This window comes from Allobosea sp. GW821-FHT03A12 (assembly GCF_058986765.1).
Genome location: NZ_JBYSVZ010000001.1, coordinates 258,978 through 280,847, shown reverse-complemented (window position 1 = coordinate 280,847; position 21,870 = coordinate 258,978). Strand labels below are relative to the sequence as shown.

Below are 21,870 nucleotides of genomic sequence, written 5' to 3'. Positions count from 1 at the left end.
ATTGTTTTCCCTGCGGCCGATTGACGATTGATTCCAGCCCGAATCATCCGACTCTAGCGCTGCGAACTGATTCGCAGACCTATTGACGTCGAAGAGGACGGCGCCTCTTGGCCGGATTGCCGCTCAGCGAACTCGACCAGCCGCTCGGGCAGGCGAAGCGCGCACGCGCGCCGAAGCCCTATGGGCGCTGGCTCTGGCGCGGCCTCTCCGGCGGGCTGGCGGCTCTCTTCGCCGGCCTCGTCCTCTACGCGGCGTTGAAGCGCGACCCCAATGGCGGCGAGCCGATCGCGACAGCGATGATCCGCGAGCGCCCTGTCGCGCCCGACATCGCCAAGGCTTCGCCCGAACCCGCCCCGAGCGACGACCGGCGCGGCCCCGCCAGCGCCAGCCAGCTCGAGACCGAATCCGGCGTCACCGTCGTCCGACCCGGCTCCGACGCCCCCGGCGCGATCATCATCACCGTTCCCGATGACGGCACGGTCAAGCTCGCTCCGGCGCCGGACAAGCGCCTGGTCGAGCGCACCCGGCACGGCCTGCTGCCGAAGGTCGGCCCTGATGGCGCAACGCCGGCGCAGGTCTATGCCCGTCCGCTCGGCCCCTCCCCCGTCGCTAAGCCGGCCGGCCGGATCGCCATCCTGGTCGGCGGGCTCGGCATCAGCCAGAGCTCGACCAGCGAGGCGATCGCACGCCTGCCCGGCCCCGTCTCGCTCGCCTTCGCCCCCTATGGCGCCGAGCTGGAGAAGACGGTGCAGCGCGCCCGCGGCGAAGGCCATGAGGTCTTCCTGCAGGTGCCGATGGAGCCGTTCGACTATCCCGACAACGACCCCGGCCCACACACCTTGCTCACCGGACCGAAGGGCAGCGACAATCTCGACCGGCTGCAATGGGTGCTCGGCCGCTTCTCCGGCTATGTCGGCATCGTCAACTTCCTCGGCGGCCGCCTCACTGCGGACGACATGGCCCTGACCCCGCTGCTGCGCGAGCTCGCCGGACGCGGGCTGATGGTCGTCGACGACGGCTCCTCGCCGCGCAGCCTGCTCGCCTCGGCGGCGGCGAAGGCGCAGATTCCAGCGCTCAAGGCCGATCTTTCGCTCGATACGGTCCCGCGCCCCGAGACCATCGACAGGGAACTGCAGCGGCTCGAAACGCTCGCCCGTGACCAGGGTGCCGTCGTCGCCACCGCCAGCGCCCTGCCGGTCACGATCGAGCGCATCACCCGCTGGGCCCGCACGCTCGAGGGCAAGAACCTGGTCCTCGTGCCGGTCAGCGCCGCCCGCGGCTTCCGCAACCCCTCCACCACCGGTTCGCTGCGATGATGAAACCTCCCGCCGGCTACCGCCCCTGCGTCGGCCTTGCCCTGTTCAATCCGGCCGGGCTCGTCTTCGTCGGCCGGCGGGCCAATCGCAGCCAGCGCGAGCATACCGCCCCCGGCCATGAATGGCAGATGCCGCAGGGCGGCATCGACGCCGGCGAGCAGCCGATCGAGGCGGCCTATCGCGAGCTGCGCGAGGAGACCAATGTCTCCTCGGTGTCCCTGCTCGCCGAGGCGCCGGACTGGTTGAGCTACGACCTGCCGCGCGAGATCGGCAAGGAAGCCTGGCGCGGCAAATATCGCGGCCAGTCGCAGAAATGGTTCGCCTTCCGCTTCGACGGCGACGAGAGCGAGATCGACATCCTCAGTCCCGGCGGCGGCCACAAGCCGGAATTCGACGCCTGGCGCTGGGTGCCGCTCGCGGAAACCGCGGAGCTGATCATCCCGTTCAAGCGCGACGTCTACCGCGAGGTGGTGCGTCTGTTCGCGGGGGTGGCACGATGAGCACCAGGCGCAGGCGGCGCGACCGTCACGAAACCCTTACATGGCGGCCCGATTCTGCAGCGATGACCGATTCGGTGCAGAGACTCTACGCCGCCGTCCTTGCGGCCCGCAGCCGCGACCCCGCCCGCTCGCGCACGGCCAAGCTCGTCCGCGAGGGCGTGCCGAAGATGGCCAAGAAGCTCGGCGAGGAGGCGGTCGAGGTCGGCATCGAGGCGGTGCAGAACAACCGCCCGGCAGTGGTCCGCGAAAGTGCCGACCTCATCTACAATCTCGTCGTGCTGTGGAGCGAACTCGGCATCACGCCGGGCGAGGTCTGGCGCGAGATGGACCGGCGCGAGGAGCTCTACGGCATCGCCGAGAAACTACCGAAATCACGGCATGGCGGTCATCGCGTTGCTGCGCCGGACAGCGCAGCGAGCGATGACGGCGCGAGGCAGGATACGCTGCAGCCGCTCCTGCTGCACGGCAAGCACGGCTGACGGCAGCTTCGCTCGCTGCGCGCGACTGGGCTCGACAAGAAAGCGAAGGAAGTCGGCAAATCGGGCTTGCCAAGCGCGGCGGGAGCCGTTAAGTCCGCATCCGTCAGCCGATGGCGGCCTTCAAAGACCGCTTCCGTTGTCACGCGCCCGTAGCTCAGCTGGATAGAGCATCAGACTACGAATCTGAGGGTCAGAGGTTCGAATCCTTTCGGGCGCGCCATTTTATTTAAAAGCTTAGCTCGTATGAGAGCCCGCCCCTCCGGCGGGCTTTATCGTTTGCTGCCCGCCAATGAGAAACGTGCCGTTGATGCCTGATCTAGAGCATCGCTCAGTGCCGTGCCGTCACCCACCTCATCGACGACGACGTTGAATCAGCCGGTAGATGCGCATCACATCACAACCGGGGCAACCAGTGCCGCAAACGCTCCAGAATGCGCGGTTTCGGCCGAATCGGTTTCGGCGAGGCGACCTGTCTGAGTTGGCGCTGATGGGGCGTGACTAAGACCGTCGCCTCTCGATCAGCCTGTGAGGCAGAACGCGTTGGCGGCTCTCTCCCGTGCGAATGCTCGTGATGAGTTCGGCAACGGCCTGGCCGAAAGTGCCGTAGGGGATCGATATCGAGGACAGCCAGGGCGCGACCCAGTCGTTGAGCGGATTGTCGTCGAAGCCGTAGATCGGCGGGGCGACCCGGGCGGCGCTTTCCGCGATGAAGCGGTGCGCACCGAAGGCGATGAGATCGCCGGTGCAGATCAGGGCGTCGAACTCGCTGCGATTGCACTGCAGCGTGCCGGCGGCGGCATAGCCGATCGCCAAATGCTCCTTCTCCGCCGGTCCCAGGATCAGGGAAGGCGGGATCGGATACCCCGCCGCAGCAAAGCTCTCGATGATCGCTTCGACGCGGGCTCGCGTCGCCGATGATGCGAGCGGGGCGTGGATGAGCGCAGGGCGCCTGATTCCGTGCGCCAGCGCATCCGCGGCGACATCGCGACCCGCCTGTGCGTTGTCGATGCCGACGAAATCGCTATCGGGGTCGCCGGGGTCACGGCGGTTGACGAAGATGAAAGGCGTGGGGCCGGCCCGCATCAGCTCCAGCATCGGGCTCGCCACCGCCCCGAGAAAAACGATGGCCCGAGCCTGCTGCGCCCGCATCTCGCGCAGATATTCGTCCTGCAGATCCGGATCGTCATGGGTGTCGCAGAGCACCATGACCAGCCCCTGCTTTCGCAGCGCCACCTCGGTCGAGGCGGCGATCGCCGCCATCGTCGGGTTGGCGAGGTTGGCGGCCAGCACCGCCACGAGCCTGCTCTGCTTCTGCCGGAGCGACTTGCCGGCGCTGGAGGGGCGGTAGTCGAGCTCGGCCACCGCCTGCCTGACCTTGGCGACCGTCTCGGACGAGGCCTTGTTCGCGACGCCGTTGAGCACGCGCGAGACGGTCGCGATCGAGACACCGGCCCGTTCGGCCACGTTGGCAATCGATGCCTGCTGAGCATCAGGCGGCTTGAGCGCCGCGCGCCGCATCGTCATCGCCGTCATTCGATCCAAGGCCACAAAACGCTTGCGCTTTTATAGCGGGTCGCCTTAGGTTACAGCAAGGGTAAACGTTTACCCTCAATCGCTCCCGCCTCGCGAGGTGGAGCAGCAGAAGGACGCAGCTCAATAGCGTTCATGGGAGGAAGCCATGGGTTTCTTGAAGAACATCACCGCCGGGACAGCCTTGTTGATGGCGAGTGCGCTGCCCTCCCCGGCGCAGACGCTGACGGTCTGGCACGACCTCGGCGACAACGGTATCAAATGGTTCAACGCGATGTCGGCCGAGTTCGCCAAGCAGCGGCCGGGCGTGACGGTGAAGTCCCTGAGCTTCCCGACCGACCAGTGGTTCGGCCGCGTCATCAGCGCCTTGAACACGGATTCGGCACCGGATCTGATCTTCAACAACTATGAGCGCGTCATCCGCATCCAGGACCAGACAGGCAAGGTCTCGGACCTCAAGCCGCTGCTCGGCAAGGTCACGGACAAGGCCTTCCTGACGCAGGACGATCTCAAGGTCGCCACCTACAAGGACAAACAGATCATCATCCCGATCCAGCGGGTGCAGATGGGCTTTGGCGTCCGCAAGAGTTGGCTCGACAAGGTCGGCGAGAAATTCCCCGAGACCTGGGAGGACGCCAAGCGCGTCGCCGGCAAGTTCCGCGACAATGATCCCGACGGCAATGGCAAGGCCGATACCTTCGGCTTCGCGCTCGAGGCCGCCAAGCCGCGTGACCTCATCCACATCCTCGATCTCTTCACCTTCGGCACCGGCCTACGCCACACGCTTATCGACCCCGACGGCAAGATCACCGTCGACGAGCCAAGCCACGCCGCGGTGCTCGAAGAGTTCCTCAAGACCTATACGGGCTACAAGTTCGTCGCGCCTGACACGATCAACCACTCCTTCACCGAGATGTACCAGGTCATCGAGGGCGGCCGAGGCGGCATGTTCCGGGTCGGCGACTGGAACGTGAAGAAATGGGACGGGGAGAAGGTCCTGAACGGCGACTTCCTCGTCGGCAAATGGCCGAAATTTGCAGCCGACGAGAAGAACTACGTCGTCATCGGCGGCATGCGGGGCGTAGCCGTCCCCGAGAACGCACCCAACAAGGCACTGGCGCAGGAGTTCGCCCAGTTCATGCTGACCAAGGCGGCGCAGCAGGCCTCGCTCGACCATGTCGGCGCGGCCGTGCGCGGTGATCTCGACGTCGCGGCGCTATCCCCGCGCTCGCAGTATTTCGCCAAGGCCGAGGCGCCGCTCATCGCCTATGATTTCCCCGAGGCGGTGCATCCTTTCTATCCCGAGCTCGAAGCGGCCTTTCACAAGAAGCTGCTCTCCGGCATCGCCAATCCGCCGGCGGACTGGAAGCCGTTCATCGCCGAGACGGCCAAGGAGATGCGCGAGCTCGCGGCCAAGTTGAAGGGCAAATAGCCCACTCGTGATCCCGCGATCGCAGGCCGCGGCGGGCGCGGCCTGCCGCCAGGCCTCCTCCCGAAGGGCAGACAGCATGACCATGACCTTTGAAACGGTCTGGCATAACCGGATCTTCTATCTCTTCGTCCTGCCCTTTGCGGTGCTGACGATCCTGTTCGGGATCTGGCCGATCGTGTTGTCGATCACGGTGTCGTTCACCGCGTCGGCGACGGCGCTGCGGCCGAGCCCGACCTATGTCGGCTTTGCCAACTACGCCGCGATCTTCGCCGATCCGGCTTTCCTGGCCTCGCTGCTGCGCACCTTCCTCTATACGGCGGTGGCGGTCGCGGTGAATGTCGGCTTCGCCTTCGGCATGGCGGTGCTGATCGATTCACCGGTGCTGAAGCGCGGCGGTCTTCTCCTGCGCCTCGCGCTGTTCCTGCCAGTGGTGACGCCGGACGTCGCCGGCTACGTCGTCTGGCGCTGGCTCTATGACCGCTCCTTCGGGGCGATCAATGCGCTGCTCGACACTGTCGGCCTGCCCGCCTTCGCCGGGCTGACCACCGGCCCGACGGCGATGATCTCGCTGCTGATCGCCGAGCTTTGGCACCATGCCGGCTTCTATATGCTGATCTTCCACGCCAACCTCGCCATTCGCGACCGGGCGCTGGAAGAGGCGGCGCATGTCGACGGCGCCACGGCCTGGCAGCGCTGGCGCCATGTGATCCTGCCGCAGCTCAAGCCGGCCTTCATCATCAACACCGTCTACGCGCTGATCCAGTTCCTGAAGACCTTCACCGTCGTCGTGGTGATGACGAAAGGCGGACCGAACGAGGCGACCAACTTCGTCTCCTACTACGCCTACCAGCTCTTCGATCAGGGCCGCTACGGCGAGGCGACGGCGATGGCGAGCGTGCTCTTCCTGATCGTGATCGGCGTGTCGCTGAGCATCTATCGCCTCGGCGACAGGGAGGCCGCGCGATGAGCGCCGATGCCCAGATGACTCGGATCAGCCGGCCGCTCCAGGTCGCGGCCTACGCCTTCGCCGGGCTGGTCGGGCTGGCCTTCCTCTATCCCTACTGGTGGATGCTGGTCAGCGCCTTCCGCTCGACGCGGGCAATCATGGACGATCCGCTGCGCCTCCTGCCGGAAACGTTCGATTTCTCGATCTTCTCGGAGATCGCCAGCCTCGGCGGCGTCTCGCTGGCACGCTACATCGCCAACTCACTGGCGATCACCACGGCCTCGACCGTGCTGAGCATCGTCGTCACCGCGCTCGGAGCCTATGCCCTGACGCGCAAGCCGAAGCTCCCGGGCTTCACCGCGCTGCGCTACGGTTTCCTCGTCACCATCATGTATCCCTACATGCTGCTGGTGATCCCGGTCTATCTGGTGATGTTCAAGCTCGGCCTGCTCGGCTCCTATGCCGGCATCGTGCTGTTCCTGGCGCTCGGCCCGATCCAGTTCTTCCTGTTCGAGCAGTTCTTCCGGAAGATCCCGGGCGAGGTCATCGAAGCGGCGATCATCGACGGCGCCAACGAGGTGCAGATCCTCTTCCGCATCGTCCTGCCGATGGCCTCATCGATCACCGCGACCGTGGCGCTAATCACCTTCCTGCTCAATTGGGCCCAGTGGTTTCCGATCCTGGTGATCTCGAAGACGCCGGACACCTACACCCTCCCGGTGGCGCTCCTGTCGATGAACACGGAGCTGGGGGCCAATTTCCAGGGAATCATGGCGCTCTCCGTCATCACCACCCTGCCGGTGGCGGGGCTGTTCCTGCTCGCTCAGAAGCGGGTGATGGCAGGCATGGCCAGCGGGGCCGTAAAGGGATGAGCCTGATGGTCGATACGATATCCGAGGCAAGCTGTATTGCGGCGATCGAGACCGCGAGATTGCGATCGCTCGACTGGCTGGCCGCGATGCAGGTGCCGGGGGAGCCAAGGGGCGTCATGCGCATCTCGGCGGCACAGGACCCGGTCCGCTGGCCGGGCGTGAACCTCTACGGCACCTATAACGGCATCATGTGCCTCGATCTGATCGGTGGGCTCGGCGGCCTCTCCGAAGCCGAGAGGTCGGCGCTCGTCACCTGGCTCGAAGGGCACCGCCGCCTCGACGGTATCGCACGCGTGCCCGGCATGACCGGCGAGGCGGTGTTCAAGAAGCCCGACCGGGACGAGACCTGGCGCTATATCGATTTCCACGTCACCAACTACACGCTCGGCGCCATCGATGCGCTGGAGCCGGGCCGGCGCCCGAACCTGGCCTTCGCCAGGCCCTTCCTCGATCCGCTGAAGCTCAAGGCTTGGCTCGCCGATCGCGATCTCAACGATCCCTGGCAGGAGGGCAACAACATCGTCAATCTGGCGAGCTTCTTCCTGCTGCTGCGGCGGGACGGGGACGCTGCGATGCGGGCGCGCGTCGATGCGTCGCTCGAGATTCTGTATGGCTGGCACGACCGCAACCGCGAGCCGACGACAGGTTTCTGGGGTGTCGGGCAGCTCTCTGACGCGACCCGCCTGCTGCACGCCTTCGCCGGCTCGATGCATAATTTCCACATCTGGTATCATGAGGGCCGCGTCCCGGCGGCCTTCGACCGCTCGGTCGACTATGTCCTCTCGCTGCCGCCGCGTGTCGATTCCGCCTGCATCGACGTCGATGCCGTCGATGTCCTCGTCCACGGCCTCGCGCTGCTCGATCACCGCCATCACGATATCCGCCGCTGGCTCTCGACTCTGCTCGACGCGCTGCTTGCCGACCAGAACGCCGATGGCGGCTTCTGCGACGTGCGCACAGGCATCCGCCGGCAGGATGGCTGGGTGGGGGGCTATGAGGAGCCGCAAGGGCTCTCCAACGGCTTCGCGACCTGGTTCCGCTGGATCGCGATCGCGATGATCGCCGACGTGCTGTTCTCGGGACGTTGGCACTGGCGCTTCCGGCGGATGATCGGCATCGGCTACCGGCTCGGAGCGCCGTGATGGCAGCGGACGATCCCTTCCATCACCTCCACGACGAGGACTACGCTCGGCCCTATCTCGCCGGGTTCGTCGGCGCAGATGCCTATGTGCCGGTCAATGGCCGACCGGTACTGTCGCTCGATGGCGACTGGCGCCTGACACTCGATCTCTTCGACGAAGGCCTGCGCCAGAGATGGTTCGCGCTCGACGAGACGCCGCCCGCGCAATGGTCGCAGCCGCGCGACTACGAGATCGAGGCGGGCGAGCTCGTTCGGGTCCCGTCCTGCTGGAACTTGCTGAAGCCGGAATGGACCTATTTCGAGGGCGCGGCCTGGTATACGCGCCATCTGGAGTGGAAGCGCGGCCCGGCCGGCGAGCGAGCGATCCTCAACATCGGCGCTGCGAATTACGCGGCGCTGGTCTTCGTCAACGGCCGCTATGTCGGCGGCCATCGCGGCGGCTCGACACCGTTCAGCCTCGATGTGACGGAAGTCCTGACCGACGGCCGCAATCGCCTGCAGATCATGGTCGAGAACCGACGCTCTGCGGTCCGCGTGCCGATGCAGCATATCGACTGGTTCAATTATGGCGGTCTCTATCGCGAGATCTCGTTGATGCGCCTGCCGACGGTCTTCATCCGCGAGGCGCGCGCCGCGTTGTTGCCCGGAGGGCGGGAGGTCCGGTTCTCGATCGCGCTCTCCGAAGTGGTGGATACGACGGCGCAGGTCGGCATTCCCGAGCTCGGCCTGTCACTCTCGCTTCCAGTCCGCAGCGGCCAGGGCGAGGCGACGATCCCCTTCACCGGGCAATCATGGTCTCCCGAAGCAGCCCGGCTCTACGATGTCGCATTCTCCTGCGGCACGGACCGGGTCGACGAGCGCATCGGGTTCCGCACGATCGAGGCTCGCGGCACCGACATCCTGCTGAATGGAGAAACGATCCGGTTGAAGGGCGTCTGCGTCCACGAGGACGATCTGGTGCTCGGCAAGGTCTCGACGGAAGACGATGTCCGCCGCCGCTTCCGGCACGTCAAAGAGCTCGGCGGCAATTTCCTGCGCCTGTCTCACTACCCGCACCATGAGCATGTCGCGCGGATCGCCGACGAGATGGGACTGCTGCTCTGGCCCGAGATCCCCGTCTACTGGGCGATCGCCTTCGACAATCCGGACACCTATCGCGACGCCGAGAACCAGCTTCGTGAGCTGATCGCCCGCGACATCAACCGCGCCAGCGTCATCCTCTGGGGCGTCGGCAACGAGAACGCCGACACCGATGCGCGCCTCTCCTTCATGGCGCGACTCGCACAGGCCGCCAGGAACGCCGATCCGACCCGTCTCGTCGGCGCCGCCTGCCTGATCAACCGCGAGACCTTCGCCATCGAGGATCGGCTCGCCGAACACCTCGATGTGATCGGCCTCAACGAGTATTTCGGTTGGTACGAGCCGGATTTCTCAGGCCTTGATCGTCTGCTGGCCAATTCGGATCCAGGCAAGCCGGTGATCGTCTCTGAAACCGGCGCCGATGCACTGCCTGGCCATCGCGGAGCTGGCCGCATCCTCTTCACCGAAGACTGGCAGGCCGAGTTCTATCGCCAGCAGCTCAAACGGCTGGCGGCGACGTCCTATGTCGCCGGGATCGCCGCCTGGCTGCTCTATGATTTCCGGACCGAGCGCCGCCAGACCGGCTTCCAGAAGGGCTTCAACCGGAAAGGCCTGATCGCCGAAGACAAGGCGACCCGCAAGCTGGCCTTCACGGCGCTTTCCGAGCTCTTTGCCGAATGGCGTGGTTAGACATGGGCCCGACAATCGGGCCAGATCGCGAGCATAGCCGTTCGCCCAATGACGGTATCCGCCACCAGCAAGCTCAATCGATCAGGACAAGAGAAGCTGGAGCAAACCTACTTGGTCAGGGCTTGGTTGCTTTTTCAGCCATGGGAGCGATCACCGTTGAGGTGACGCGACGTGTCGCGCATGGCACGATGATCGCCTGGGCTCATAACATGGTGGCAGTCGCCGTAAACGTGTAGCCGACACCGTAGACGACCTTGATCGGCGCCGGCAGGCTGGTGCGTTCCTCGATCTTCCGGCGCAGCCGGCTGACGATGGCATCGAGATGACGGTTGCCGAAGGTCGACCGGGGGCGGGCGAGCGTCTCCATCAGCTCCTCGCGTTGGCAGGTGCCACCGCGGCTGCACAGCGCGCTCATGAAGGCGAATTCGGTCGCGGTCAGCTTGAGCGAACGGTGATTGGGGGCGGTCAGGAACCAGTTGGTGCCGTCCAGCAGCCATTGCTCGCCACTGCCGTTGGCTGAGGCGGACAGGGATCCGTTTCGCCGCAGCAGGCTGCGGGTCGCCGCTTCGATCTCGCGCAGAGTGCTGTGCTTGACGAGATAGATATCGGCGCCGCTCTCGAAGCCCCGGATGCGGTCGTCGCTGTCACCAAGCGCCGTCAGCATGATGATGCCGCAGCGATGGGTCTCGCGCAGCCAGCGCGCGAGCTCGAAGCCGTTGCCATCAGGCAGGCCGACGTCGAGGATGATGACGTCCGGCGCGTGACCTTCCTCCAGGGCCTGCCGCAGCCCATGCGCGGTTGCGACTCCACTGGCGGCAAACCCGCATAGCCCCAGGAAATCGACCAGATCCTTGCGCAGCCTGGTTTCGTCCTCGACGATCAGAATATGCGTCACGCTGTCGTCTCCACTGGCGAATTGGCGCCGGACGCCTCACGCGACGAAGGCAGGCGCACGATGGCGGTCGTGCCTTCCCCGACATTGGAGGCGAGCCGCAGCGTTCCGCCGTGATAGGCCAGGAACCTGTGCGCTGCGTAGAGCCCGAGGCCGGTCCCCGCGCTCGCCTTGGCATTGGACGCCCGAAAGAAACGGCGGCCGATCTTGCTCGCTTCGGCGCCGGGAATGCCGATGCCGCGGTCATGAACCTCAATCACCACGGACCCTGCTTCCTCCCGGGCCTCGATGCGGATCGCAGGGTCGTCCGGCGCGTATTTCAGGGCGTTGTCGATCAGGTTGATCATCACCGTTCCCAGCATTTCCGGATCGGCATGAAGAGAGGCGGCTTCATCCGCCACGACGAAGCGCAGGCGATCGCCGCGCGCTGTCATCTGGAAATGCAGCCGCACATCCCCGATCAGGGCGCCGAGCTGCAGCGGCTCCGGCTGAAAGCCATTCTCCCGGTCATCCGCCATGAACCTGTCGATCAGGGAGAACAGGCGGTTGAGCGCCTCGCCGATGCCCGCGAGGCGCTCTCGGGTCGCCTCGGGAGATCTGTCGCCGACCAGGCCGATCATCTCGACGGCATTGCGGATGATCGCAAGTGGCGTGCGAAACTCGTGGCTGACGACGCGCATGAAATCCGCTTGCTCGTCCCGCGCGGCGCGCTCGGCCTCCAGGCTGGCGTTCAGCCGGCCTTCGAGCTTGCGACGCTCCTCCACTTCCCGCAGCAGCGCATCGTGGTTCCGGCGCAGGTCGGCCGAGAGCCGCGCGCTGACCATGAAGAGCAGGCAGGTGAAGAACGCGATCAGGAACAGCGTGCCCTGCAGCAGATACCAGGCGTTGCGGTCGGCGAGGATCGGGCCGCTGTCGAAATCAGCCGGCAGTCGGTATTCGATGACGCTCTGCAGGATGCTGGCCGCCATGTATTCGGCGAGAAGGCCGATGGTGATCCAGCGCAGCAGCGCAGGCTGCGTCCTGTCGCGCAGCAGCCCCAGGCACATCACCGACATCATGATCACCGTGAAGACGGTCGAGCTGTGGATGCGGATCGCGATGTTGTCGGGGTCGACCGTCACCGCCGCGCCCCAGACGGCGATCTGGAAGACGAGCAGCGAGAGGCCGATCCAGCTATGGCGAGGCTGGCCCAAGAAGCGGGCAAGTCCCTCGGCGAGCAGGACGAGGCCCAGCTTGATGACGGTGTTGTGCACCACGATGGCCAGGGGGCCGGGTTCCGGACCGCGCAGGATCATCAGGAGAAGGCCGGCGGCGATGGCGCCGAAGCCCGCGGCAAGGAATTTCAGCTCGTAGAGATGGCGCCAGGCCCGCCAGACGAAGACCCAGGCAGCGGCCTGCAGGCTCGCGGTCGCCAGCGCCACGACCAGAATGGTTTTGAGATCAAGCATCTCGATGCAGCTTCACGATTCGCCCAGCCAGAAACAGCCGATGTGAGGGATTGATAAATTCCTACCAAATTTATCCGTGCCGGAATGTAGTCGATTTGAACAAAGCATCGCGTTCAATGCCAAAGTATTTTTCAGAATTTCACGAAGAGCATGCGACTCAGCTGTCGATCCGCGCCCATTGTAAGAATCTGTCAGAATTCAACTGAATTCAACGGTGGCACGGCCGGACTCCGGATTCTACTTTGAAGCCGGCTGCTTCGCGGCTTGTCAGGCGGACGGTCAGCAGAGCGATGCCTGGCAAGACGATGCTGAGCATGCCGCGACAAGCGGCAGATGGATTCCAGATCAGGGATTCGTCTGTGCGGCATGGGGGGAGATGATGACGCTTTGCGACCGTGGTTCGCCGATGCGCCTGCCTGGATTCCGGCGCGCCACGGCTCCGTCAACGTCTCCTTCGCGGCTGCTCACCCTCACTCCAAGTGACGGAGCAGGCTCAGGCGCCGTTTCCGGACGACGGAAGAACCTACGCCACACGACGTCCCGTGCCTGCCTGGCCCTCGCCTTGTCGCTCGGTGCGGGATTGCCGCTATGGTCCCAGGCAGCGTCTGCACAGCAGATCACCCAGGGAGGCGGCAACGGCGCGGGCTATTCCTTCGGGAGCGGCGGCATCGCCGGCGGCGGCGGTGGTGGCGGCGACCGCGGCTTCGGCATTGTTGGGAGCGACGGCGGTTCGGCCGCGCAGACGCCCGGCGGATCAGCCTCGGCCGGGAGAGCCGGCGCCAATGACGTCGGCGGGCTTGGCGGAGCGGGCGGGGCGCCGGGCGCTCCCAATAACCTGGCGGCCGGCGGCGGCGGCGGCGGCGGCGTTGGCGGCTTTGATCCCGGATTCCCCGGCAACGGCGGGGCGGGCGGAGCCGGCGGCGGCGGCAACCTCGTCAATACGACCTCCCCGCTGTCCCTCGGCTCGGCCTATGCCGGTGGCGCGGGAGCGGCCGGTTCCTCGGGAGGGCCCTTTGCCGGCGGCGGCGGCGGTGGGGGTGGGGGTGGCGGCCTCGTCCTGACCGGCGCCGGAGTTGCCATGAATACGAATGGCTTCGCTGTCTCGGGCGGCGGCGGCGCTGGCGGCGGCATCGGTGCGGGAGCCGGAGCCGGCGGCGCCGGGCTGGTCCTGCTGGGCGGAGGCACGATCACCGTCGCGGCCGGAGCGGGCGGCACCAGCGTCATCGCCGGCGGCCAGGGCGGTGACGATTATGAGAGCGGGCACGGCGGCGCCGGACTGTTCCTGTACAATGGCGGCAGCTTGTCCCATCAGGCCGGCTCGATCAGCGGCGGCGCGGGCGGGACGGGCGCCTGGGCCGGCTCCGGCGGGGCCGGTGTGCTGAGCAATCTCGGCATCATCGACAACCGGGCCGCGATCACCGGCGGCAAGGGAGGCGATTCGAACGCAGGCGGGACTGGCTACGGCCGAGGCGGCGCCGGCCTGGAAGCCTGGGGCGGCTCGATCGCCAACATGGCGGGCGGCAGCATCACCGGCGGGGCGGGCGGGAACCAGTCCGACCTCAACCCAGTCTATGTCGCGGGGAACGGAGGAGCCGGCATCGTCTTCCGGAGCGGCCAGGCCGCAAGCCTGGACAATGCCGGGACGATTTCCGGCGGCAATGGCGGCACCGCCGCTTCAAGCAGCCATGGCGCGGGCGGTGTCGGCATCGTCGGCGCGGCGAGCGGCGGCATCTCGATCGTCAATTCCGGGACGATCGCGGGTGGGCTGGCCGGGAACGGCGCGACGCGGGCCAACGCGGTCGAGTTCTACGGCAGCAACAACCGCTTCGAGATCCGGGCCGGCTCGACGACCATCGGCAATGTCGTGGTTCAGGGCGGCGGCACCAACAATGTGCTGGCGCTGGGCGGAACAGCGAACGGCACCGTCAATATCGGCAATCTCGTAGCCTCGCATACCGGCTTCACGGCCTATGAGAAGACGGGATCGTCGACCTGGACGCTGTCGGGCAGCGGCAGCCAGCATTGGTCGATCCGGGACGGGACACTCAGCGGCAATTCCTCCAGCATGGCCGGCGACCTGACCTTCGCGACGGGAGCCGGCACGCGCGGCGTCATCTTCAACGAGAGCGCGGGCGGCAGCTATTCCGGGACCATCTCGGGTGATGGCAGCTTCACCTTGACCGGGGGTGGCTCCCTGACCCTGGTCAATGCACAGAGCTACACCGGAACGACGAGCGTCGCTGGCGGCACGCTGATCGTGAACGGCTCGATCGCGGCCTCGTCCGGTGTGACGGTGGCGGCGGGCGCGACGCTCGGCGGCACGGGCATCGTCCCGACGGCGGTGGTGAGCGGCACGCTGTCGCCCGGCAACTCCGTCGGCACGCTGACCGTCCAAGGCAGTGTGACCTTCAACGCGGGCTCGACCTACCGGGTCGAAATCGTCGGCGCGACCTCCGATCTGCTGACGGTGAGCGGCAGCGCCAGCTTGGCCGGCACGATCCAATTGGTGGCGGGCGGCGGCTCCTACAGCTTCAACACGGCCTACACCGTGCTGAGCGCGGCAAGCGTCAGCGGCAGCTTCGGGACCGTCTCGACCGAGGGCTCCTTCGGCGACGGCGTGACCACGACGGTGAGCTACACCAGCAATGACGTGCAGGTGACGCTGACGCCGAAGCGACTGACGCCGGTCGATCCGACCGACAGTTCACCGACGACGCCATCGGGCCCAGGCTTTCTCGGTGTAACGGAACCGAAGAATGCCTACGCGGTCGCCAGGGCCATCGACCAGGCCGTCGAGAGCGGCGGCGATCCGTCCTCGCTGTTCGCGATCTACAACCTGCCGGCCGGATCGATCGCGGCTGCGGTTAACAGCCTGTCGGGCGAGGTGCATACGGCAGCGCCCGCGATGGCGCACATCGCCTCGGATCAGTTCCTGCGGGTGATGCTCGACCCGGCCGCCACGGGCCGGCTCGGTGCCGGCGCTCCCGGGCCGGGCGGCGCAAGCTATTCCGGCTTCGCGCGCAAAGACGCCGACCAGTCCGCCGCATCCTCCCGGCTCGACGCGCCGTTCTACTCCGTCTGGGGGGCGGCCTATGGTTCCTATGGCCGCACCGACGGCAATGCCCATATCGGCTCGGCCAGGCGCAGCATCGACGATGCCCATCTGGCGACGGGCGTCGATGTCAGGCTGATGCCGGGGACGTTCGCCGGCGTCGCGGTCTCCGGCGGCAAGGCGCGGGCCTCCCTGCCGGGGGTGCTCGGCAAGATCGATGCGGATGTCTTCCAGGCTGGCCTCTACGGCATGACGCAACTCGGTCCGGTGAAGCTTGGCGCGGCGCTGAGCTATTCCCGGCTCGAGAACGATGTCAGCCGCAGTATCCCGGTCCTGGGCTCGAGCCTCGCTTCCTCCTACGCGACGACGGCCTGGAGCGGGCGATTGCAGGCAAGCGCTGCGCTGCTGAGCTGGAACGGCCTCTCGCTGTCGCCGCTGGCCGCGATCCAGGGCACGCGAGCCCACAGCCCGGCCGTGATCGAGGCGAACTGGGGAGGAGCCAATGCCGGAGCGCTGGCTCTGGCCAGGCGCAACGACATCACCGCGCGCGGCGAACTGGGCGTACAGGTCGACAGCGACACGGCGCTCGGCGGTGTCCCCATTACCGGTTATGTCCGGGCAGCCTGGGCGCATTACTTTCGCCGCGATGCCGATCTGACGGCGAGCTTGGCCGGCCTGCCTGGAGCGGTGTTCACGGCGACTGGCGCCGAGCCCGACCGCAACAGCGCGCTCGTCAATCTCGGCGTCATAGCCAGGCTCAGCGAGCGCATGACGCTCGGCGTCAGCTTCGACGGGGAGTTCTCCGCCAACAGCAATCGCCTTGGCGGAGCGGCCCAGATCAAGGTGAGCTTCTGACGAGGCGTGGGAGGCGTCCCGGCTGCGCCGAGCCTCGGCGGCGAAGCCGGTGCGGGTGCCCCGAAGGGAGATCTGGTGGAGAAATGAAGCCTGCAACTTGGCTGACGAACTCGGACATTGCCGCTGTAACAGTTACTGCCGCGGACCTGCTACCGGCCTCCTTCATTCCATCCGAAGATATGGTTCATCCGATGCCCGATCGCGGGCGACCGAGCCGGCAAGCCAGCGGGTGGACGCATGAAACGAGATATGAGGCGTCCATTCATGGCGCTGCTCGCCGCTGCCGCTATGGCTATCGGGCATTCCGCGGAGGCGGTCGAGCGGCTGCAAGGCGCGTGGGCGACGAGCGCTGCGAGCTGCGACCAGGTTTTCAGCAAGCGCAACGGCCGGCTGGTCTTCAACAAGCATTCGGCCGAGGGCTGGTCGGGCTTCATTGCGACCGGCAAGCATGTGCGCGGTGCGCATGCCAGCTGCGACGTGATCTCGTCGAAGCAGAAGGGCGATGTGCTGACCATCCTGCTCGGCTGCGAGACCGACATCCTCTTCGAGACGATGACCGTCTCGGTCCGCTCCAAGCCCGACGGCGACCTCGTTCGGTTCGATCCGGATTTTCCGGAGGTGGAGACGAGCTATCATCGCTGCGACAAGTGAGGTGCTGATCGCCTGGCCAGCAAGGCGTCACGCTCCGCGCTTGCCGCATCCCGGACGACTGATGAGCACAGGAGGAGGTGACATGATGTCATTCAACAGCGCGAAGGCTGCGCATCGCCTCCCGGCGGTGCCGATCGCCGGTCTTGTGGCGAAGGCTCTGGCGGCAGCGCTGATGCTTTCACCGCTCCTGCCATACGACGCGCAGGCGCTCACCCTGATTGCGCCGGGACTGCGGAGCGCCGCGCCCGACTTCGTCCAGCCGGTCCAGTACCGCCGGGGATTCGCCAGAGGTGGCGTCGCGGTCGGGCCGAGAGGTGGAGCCATTGCAGGGCGGGGCTATGCTGCGCGCGGGCCGCGTGGAGCCGTCGCCGGCAGAGGCTATGTCGCCCGAGGCCCGAGGGGGAATGTCGTTGCCGGACGAGGTGTGGCCGTGCGCCCTGGCTATCCGGTGCAGCCCTGGGTCCGCCCGGCCGGCTATTGGTGGCATCCGGGGCTGGCGGTGGCGTCGGGAGCGGCGATCGGCTTTGCGACGGCCGCAGCGGCCACAGCCTATGCCAATTCGCGGCCGCCGGCCCCGGGCTATTGCTGGTTCTACACCAATTCCCAGCGCACGCAGGGCTTCTGGGACGTCTGCCCGCCCTGACAACGCGCAGCGCACCACTCGGCGTGGTCCAAGTCGAAGGCTTTCATGTGTCTCGGCGCTCAAGATAGGCCCCTGCTGTTATGGCCTGTGCCAGAGCAGCAGTTGGAGAACTTGGCCTGCCCGCTGAGCGACAGCGATGCGCATGCGCGTCAGTGCTTGAGGACCTTTGCCGGTTGCTCGGCAGCGGGCGCCGGAACATGGCCCAGCGGGAAGGCAAGGCTGACCAGCGCGATCGTGCCCTGCGGCCGGTTCTCGACGCTGACCTCGCGCAGTACCTTGAGCCGCGCCGCGACCGGCGTGCCGGCGACGCTGAAATTATAGCCGATCGAGCCGCCGATGGCCGTGGTGCGCCCCTTGTACGGGCCGAGCGTCGCACCGCTGCCGCTGTCGCCGCTGACCTGCTGGTAATGCGAGGCGATCACGCCGATCGAGAATTCCTTGCTGAGATACTGGGTGATCGCGAGATCGGCGTGGAAGGCGTTGCCGCTGCGATAGTCGGTGTCCTTGTTTCGGCCGTTGATCTCGAAGCCGACCGTGGCGGAGATGTCGAGGCCGATCTTGGGGTCGAGCCAGGTCGCGGCGGCGAAGACGTCGCCGATCCAGCGGTTGAAGGCCATGTTGGAGAGCTCGCCGTCCTGATAGGCGCCAGCCGGGATGCTAAGCGAGCCGCCGACCTGCCAGTGGAAATTGCCGGCATGCCAGCCGATGAAGCTGGAGAGGATGGGGTCGCCGAGATTGAAGGTGGCATCCCGGGTGCTGACGCCGATGGCGCGGCCGAGACGCGGCGCCGCGATCACCGCCCCGGCGCTGATCCGCGGCGTGCCGAACGGCACCGTGACAGCGAAGGCGAGATTGCCTCCGAATATCTCGAGCGGCGTGACCCAGGTCGGGGTCATGAAATTGGCCCGCGCCTCGACCTTGACGTTGGCGAGCACGGCGCCGCCGAGCTGGATTTGCCGTCCAGCCGAGAGGCGGCCGGAGTATGAGTAGAAATCGTTCTCGAAGTAGAAGCCGGGCGGCGGCAGCATGCCGGCCCCTGGCCCGCGCAGTCCCGGAAGATAGAGGCTTGCGCCGCCTTCGGTCGCCGCGAGCTGCGTATGGAGCAGGCTCGCGCCGAGAAGGGTCGTTGCGCCAACCAGAGCGGTTCGGAATCGCCTCATGATCTACGCCCCTCGTCACCATGGCGAAGGGTTCGGTGATTCAACCGGGAGCGTCAAGTCGTAGGGGTAAACACGTCGTTTGCGACCTGGCCGGCGCGGCAACTGTAACCACTGCATCCGCGGCGAGATTCCGGGCGTATATGCTGGCGATACGCCTAACGGTGTAGTGGACACCCGGCATGGAACAGGCGCAAAGACGCGGGCTCGCCCGCCTGATGCTCCGCTGGCCGGACCGGCGCGCGGCCCTGCGCGAGAGATACGGCCGCGATCCTCGTCTGGGGGAATTGTGCGAGGCCTATGAGGCCGCCTGCGAGGCGGCGGCCTACTGGTCGAAATCGCCTTTGGCGGTCGGCCGGGAACGCACTGCGGAATACAACGCGCTCGCGTCGGCGACAGAGCAAGACATCCTCGAAAGAATTTCCTAACCTAGGTGCTCTCGGCGGCGAACGAGCATGCCCGCGCGCCTTGTCAATCCATCTATGGTTGCGCCATTGTTACGTTGATCGGCGAGAGAATTTTTTCGGTCCAGGCTTTGGAGGCGGGGCAATGGACAGAAAGATGTCGGCGCAGGGCGAAGAGCCCCCGCCTGATGAAGTACTATCGGCTCTCCAAACGTTATTGAAGGCGGAAACGCTCCGGATATCCGAGAGAAACAAGCGCTTTCTCGGATTTGTCGTGACGCAGACCATTCACGGGCACGCCGATCGAATCAAAGCCTATTCGATCGGCGTCGATGTCTTCGGGCGAGACGACAGCTTCGATCCGACTGTCGACCCCATCGTCCGGATCGAGGCCACGCGCCTGCGTTCGGCCCTGACCGCCTATTACGACGGCGCCGGCAGTCAGGATCGCGTCAGGATCACGATACCGCGTGGTAGTTATGTCCCGACATTCGTCTGGTCGCCCGGGCTGGCCAATGCTGAGGGAGGCAGCGAGATTGCGGCAGCCCTCGCGCTGGAGGTGACGCCGCTCGCCGTGGTCATCCATGATCACTCAGATTCCGCCGATCCCGAGGTCGAGCTCCGGGGCGAGCTCTTCACCGACGCATTGCTCCCGCTGCTGCGCAAAGCGCGCTTCAAGACGCTGGTCGTGCCCTCAGTCGAACGCAGTGCCGCATCCGGCGCCATCCAGGAACTGTTCGCGCATCCCGGCGAGACCTATTCCCTCGATATCGCGGTGCGCCCGCTGGCTGAACGTCGTCGCTATTCCTGGCGCTTCAGCGATCTGCGCAATGGCGAAGTGTTGGCTTCCGATTTTCGCGACTTCCTGGCGAAGGCGACGCCGTGCTTCGAGCTGATAGACGATCTCGCTGATGCCGCAGTGAAATCGATTTCAGCGGTGGTCGCAGCCCGCTGAGGCTGCGATCCGCCGATACTGTTACAGCCTTAAGCGCCCGATACCCGCATGCGACCTTCCGGCGTCGCGCGCCCGGGCTTGCGCTTTAGAATACGCGCTGTGCCCGGCGACGGATCCGCAACCGGGAGTGTCTCATGGGACGCCAGATATCGGGACGCCATAAATTCCTCGCCGCGGTTGGCCTCGCGGTCGGGCTTGGCCTGTGGGCGATGCCGGCGCAGGCGCAACCCGCGCCCAGCCAGCCGAGCGCGGCCAGGCCGAACATCCTCGTCATCTTCGGCGACGATGTCGGCCAGTCCAACATCAGCGCCTACTCGCACGGCCTCGTCGGCTACCGGACGCCGAACATCGACCGGATCGCCAAGGAAGGCATGATGTTCACCGACTATTATGCGGAGAACAGCTGCACGGCCGGGCGCTCGACCTTCATCACCGGGCAGGTCTGCCTGCGCACCGGCCTGTGCAAGGTCGGCATTCCCGGAGCGACGGTGGGACTGCAGGATCGCGACGTCACGATCGCAGAGGCCCTGAAGCCGCTCGGCTACGCCACCGGACAGTTCGGCAAGAACCATCTCGGCGATCGCGACGAGTACCTGCCGACCCGGCACGGCTTCGACGAGTTCTTCGGCAATCTCTACCATCTCAACGCCGAGGAAGAGCCCGAGCGGCCGTACTATCCGAAGAACGACACGACCTTCGTGAAGGCCAATTCACCGCGTGGCGTCCTCAAGACCTCCGCCGACGGCAAGATCGAGGACACGGGACCGCTGAACCGCAAGCGCATGGAGACGGTCGACGACGAGACGACTGCCGGCGCGATTGACTTCATGCAGCGCCAGGTGAGGGCCAACAAGCCGTTCTTCACCTGGATGAACACGACCCGCATGCACGCCTTCACCCATGTCCGCGACTCGATGAAGGGTCAGAGCGGCATGCCCGGCAACGACTATGCCGACGGCATGATCGAGCATGACGGCGATGTCGGAAAGCTGCTCAAGGCGATCGACGATCTCGGCATCGCCAACAACACCATCGTCATCTACACCACCGACAACGGCCCGAACCAGTGGTCCTGGCCCGACGCCGCGACGACGCAGTTCCGCTCCGAGAAGGACACCAACTGGGAAGGCGCCTTCCGTGTGCCGGCGATGATCCGCTGGCCCGGCAAGGTCAAGGCGGGCGAGGTCTCGAACGAGATGATCTCAGGCCTCGACTGGTTCCCGACGCTGGTCGCGGCGGCAGGCGACGGCGAGATCAAGGACAAGCTCGCCAAGGGGACGGCACTCGGCAGCAAGCAGGCGAAGGTCCACCTCGACGGCTACAACCAGCTGCCGTACCTCACCGGCCAGCAGCCAAAATCGGCCCGCAACGACTTCTTCTACTTCAACGATGACGGCGAACTGGTCTCCTATCGCTACAACGACTGGAAGATCGTGTTCTGCGAGCAGCGCGCACCGGGCGGATTCACGGTCTGGGCCAATCCCTTCACCTGCCTGCGTGCGCCGAAGGTGTTCAACCTGCGCATGGACCCGATGGAGCGGGCCGATATCGTCTCCGATCAATACTATGACTGGCTCGCGAAGAACGCCTACCTGATCCAGTACGGCGTCTACCGGGTCGCGCCCTTCCTGCAGACTTTCAAGGACTTCCCGCCAAGCCAGCGCCCGGCGAGCTTCAGCGTCGACCAGATGGTCGATGCGCTGATGAAGAATCTCGATACGGCCGCGAGTCGGGCCTCGAAATAGCGGTTCTCTCCCAGATGGCCGGGGCGGCGATACGCCGTTCCGGCCGCTTCAATCGAAGAAGAGGTTTTCGCAGCAGAGGAGC

General features: G+C 66.0%; 18 protein-coding genes and 1 tRNA gene. 15 read left to right on the top strand and 4 right to left on the bottom strand.

Annotated features, from left to right (window positions below; genetic code table 11):
- The first annotated feature begins 107 nt into the window (after nt 1-107).
- The 4 genes from AC3WLC_RS01310 (at nt 108) to AC3WLC_RS01295 (ending at nt 2,515) form a co-directional block, all read left to right on the top strand.
- Nucleotides 108-1,316 carry a divergent polysaccharide deacetylase family protein gene (locus AC3WLC_RS01310; protein WP_493682143.1) on the top strand — a complete coding sequence of 403 codons (1,209 nt, stop codon included), beginning with the start codon at nt 108-110 and terminating at the stop codon, nt 1,314-1,316.
- Nucleotides 1,313-1,816, top strand: a complete 504-nt coding sequence (locus AC3WLC_RS01305) for an RNA pyrophosphohydrolase (RefSeq protein ID WP_493682142.1) — start codon at nt 1,313-1,315, stop codon at nt 1,814-1,816. The genes AC3WLC_RS01310 and AC3WLC_RS01305 overlap by 4 nt, the downstream gene beginning before the upstream one ends.
- 62 nt (nt 1,817-1,878) lie before the next feature.
- Entirely contained in the window at nt 1,879-2,295 is a 417-nt protein-coding gene (gene hisE / locus AC3WLC_RS01300; protein WP_493682141.1) for a phosphoribosyl-ATP diphosphatase, read from the top strand.
- Between the two features lie 143 nt (nt 2,296-2,438).
- Nucleotides 2,439-2,515 (top strand) — tRNA-Arg (locus AC3WLC_RS01295).
- Between the two features lie 278 nt (nt 2,516-2,793).
- On the opposite strand, the gene AC3WLC_RS01290 is transcribed toward AC3WLC_RS01295, so the two are convergent.
- The gene (locus AC3WLC_RS01290; RefSeq protein WP_493682140.1) at nt 2,794-3,759 is read right to left on the bottom strand and encodes a LacI family DNA-binding transcriptional regulator; all 966 of its coding nucleotides are present in this window, start codon (nt 3,757-3,759) and stop codon (nt 2,794-2,796) included.
- Nucleotides 3,760-3,973: 214 nt separating this feature from the next.
- Here AC3WLC_RS01290 and AC3WLC_RS01285 point away from each other — a divergent pair, with 214 nt between their 5' ends.
- The 5 genes from AC3WLC_RS01285 (at nt 3,974) to AC3WLC_RS01265 (ending at nt 9,986) form a co-directional block, all read left to right on the top strand.
- Nucleotides 3,974-5,257, top strand: a complete 1,284-nt coding sequence (locus AC3WLC_RS01285) for an ABC transporter substrate-binding protein (protein WP_493682139.1) — start codon at nt 3,974-3,976, stop codon at nt 5,255-5,257.
- Nucleotides 5,258-5,333: 76 nt separating this feature from the next.
- Nucleotides 5,334-6,224 (top strand): carbohydrate ABC transporter permease, encoded by an 891-nt coding sequence (locus tag AC3WLC_RS01280; protein ID WP_493682138.1) that lies wholly within the window; start codon nt 5,334-5,336, stop codon nt 6,222-6,224.
- On the top strand, nt 6,221-7,075 hold the full coding sequence (locus tag AC3WLC_RS01275; RefSeq protein WP_493682137.1) for a carbohydrate ABC transporter permease: 855 nt from the start codon (nt 6,221-6,223) through the stop codon (nt 7,073-7,075). Before AC3WLC_RS01280 ends, AC3WLC_RS01275 begins: the two co-directional genes overlap by 4 nt.
- Before the next feature lie 5 nt (nt 7,076-7,080).
- The gene (locus tag AC3WLC_RS01270) at nt 7,081-8,217 is read left to right on the top strand and encodes a hypothetical protein (protein ID WP_493682136.1); all 1,137 of its coding nucleotides are present in this window, start codon (nt 7,081-7,083) and stop codon (nt 8,215-8,217) included.
- The gene (locus tag AC3WLC_RS01265) at nt 8,217-9,986 is read left to right on the top strand and encodes a glycoside hydrolase family 2 protein (RefSeq protein WP_493682135.1); all 1,770 of its coding nucleotides are present in this window, start codon (nt 8,217-8,219) and stop codon (nt 9,984-9,986) included. The genes AC3WLC_RS01270 and AC3WLC_RS01265 overlap by 1 nt, the downstream gene beginning before the upstream one ends.
- Nucleotides 9,987-10,188: 202 nt before the next feature.
- On the opposite strand, the gene AC3WLC_RS01260 is transcribed toward AC3WLC_RS01265, so the two are convergent.
- On the bottom strand, nt 10,189-10,881 hold the full coding sequence (locus AC3WLC_RS01260) for a response regulator transcription factor (RefSeq protein WP_493682134.1): 693 nt from the start codon (nt 10,879-10,881) through the stop codon (nt 10,189-10,191).
- The gene (locus AC3WLC_RS01255) at nt 10,878-12,326 is read right to left on the bottom strand and encodes a sensor histidine kinase (protein WP_493682133.1); all 1,449 of its coding nucleotides are present in this window, start codon (nt 12,324-12,326) and stop codon (nt 10,878-10,880) included. The genes AC3WLC_RS01260 and AC3WLC_RS01255 overlap by 4 nt, the downstream gene beginning before the upstream one ends.
- A 580-nt stretch (nt 12,327-12,906) precedes the next feature.
- Between AC3WLC_RS01255 and AC3WLC_RS01250 the strand changes: the two genes are divergently transcribed.
- The 3 genes from AC3WLC_RS01250 to AC3WLC_RS01240 all read left to right on the top strand — a co-directional run bounded on the left by AC3WLC_RS01250 (nt 12,907) and on the right by AC3WLC_RS01240 (nt 17,527).
- Nucleotides 12,907-16,233, top strand: coding sequence for an autotransporter outer membrane beta-barrel domain-containing protein (locus tag AC3WLC_RS01250; RefSeq protein ID WP_493682132.1), 3,327 nt, complete (start codon nt 12,907-12,909; stop codon nt 16,231-16,233).
- 264 nt (nt 16,234-16,497) lie between these two features.
- A complete protein-coding gene (locus AC3WLC_RS01245) occupies nt 16,498-16,884 on the top strand; it encodes a hypothetical protein (RefSeq protein ID WP_493682131.1) in 387 nt (128 codons plus the stop codon).
- Nucleotides 16,885-17,314: 430 nt separating this feature from the next.
- The gene (locus tag AC3WLC_RS01240; protein ID WP_493682130.1) at nt 17,315-17,527 is read left to right on the top strand and encodes a hypothetical protein; all 213 of its coding nucleotides are present in this window, start codon (nt 17,315-17,317) and stop codon (nt 17,525-17,527) included.
- A 149-nt stretch (nt 17,528-17,676) separates the two neighbouring features.
- On the opposite strand, the gene AC3WLC_RS01235 is transcribed toward AC3WLC_RS01240, so the two are convergent.
- A complete protein-coding gene (locus tag AC3WLC_RS01235) occupies nt 17,677-18,687 on the bottom strand; it encodes a SphA family protein (RefSeq protein ID WP_493682129.1) in 1,011 nt (336 codons plus the stop codon).
- A 179-nt stretch (nt 18,688-18,866) separates the two neighbouring features.
- Between AC3WLC_RS01235 and AC3WLC_RS01230 the strand changes: the two genes are divergently transcribed.
- The 3 genes from AC3WLC_RS01230 to AC3WLC_RS01220 all read left to right on the top strand — a co-directional run bounded on the left by AC3WLC_RS01230 (nt 18,867) and on the right by AC3WLC_RS01220 (nt 21,788).
- Nucleotides 18,867-19,112 (top strand): hypothetical protein, encoded by a 246-nt coding sequence (locus tag AC3WLC_RS01230; RefSeq protein ID WP_493682128.1) that lies wholly within the window; start codon nt 18,867-18,869, stop codon nt 19,110-19,112.
- A gap of 121 nt (nt 19,113-19,233) precedes the next feature.
- Nucleotides 19,234-20,043 carry a hypothetical protein gene (locus tag AC3WLC_RS01225; protein ID WP_493682127.1) on the top strand — a complete coding sequence of 270 codons (810 nt, stop codon included), beginning with the start codon at nt 19,234-19,236 and terminating at the stop codon, nt 20,041-20,043.
- A gap of 134 nt (nt 20,044-20,177) precedes the next feature.
- Nucleotides 20,178-21,788, top strand: a complete 1,611-nt coding sequence (locus AC3WLC_RS01220) for an arylsulfatase (RefSeq protein WP_493682126.1) — start codon at nt 20,178-20,180, stop codon at nt 21,786-21,788.
- The last annotated feature ends 82 nt before the right edge of the window (nt 21,789-21,870 follow it).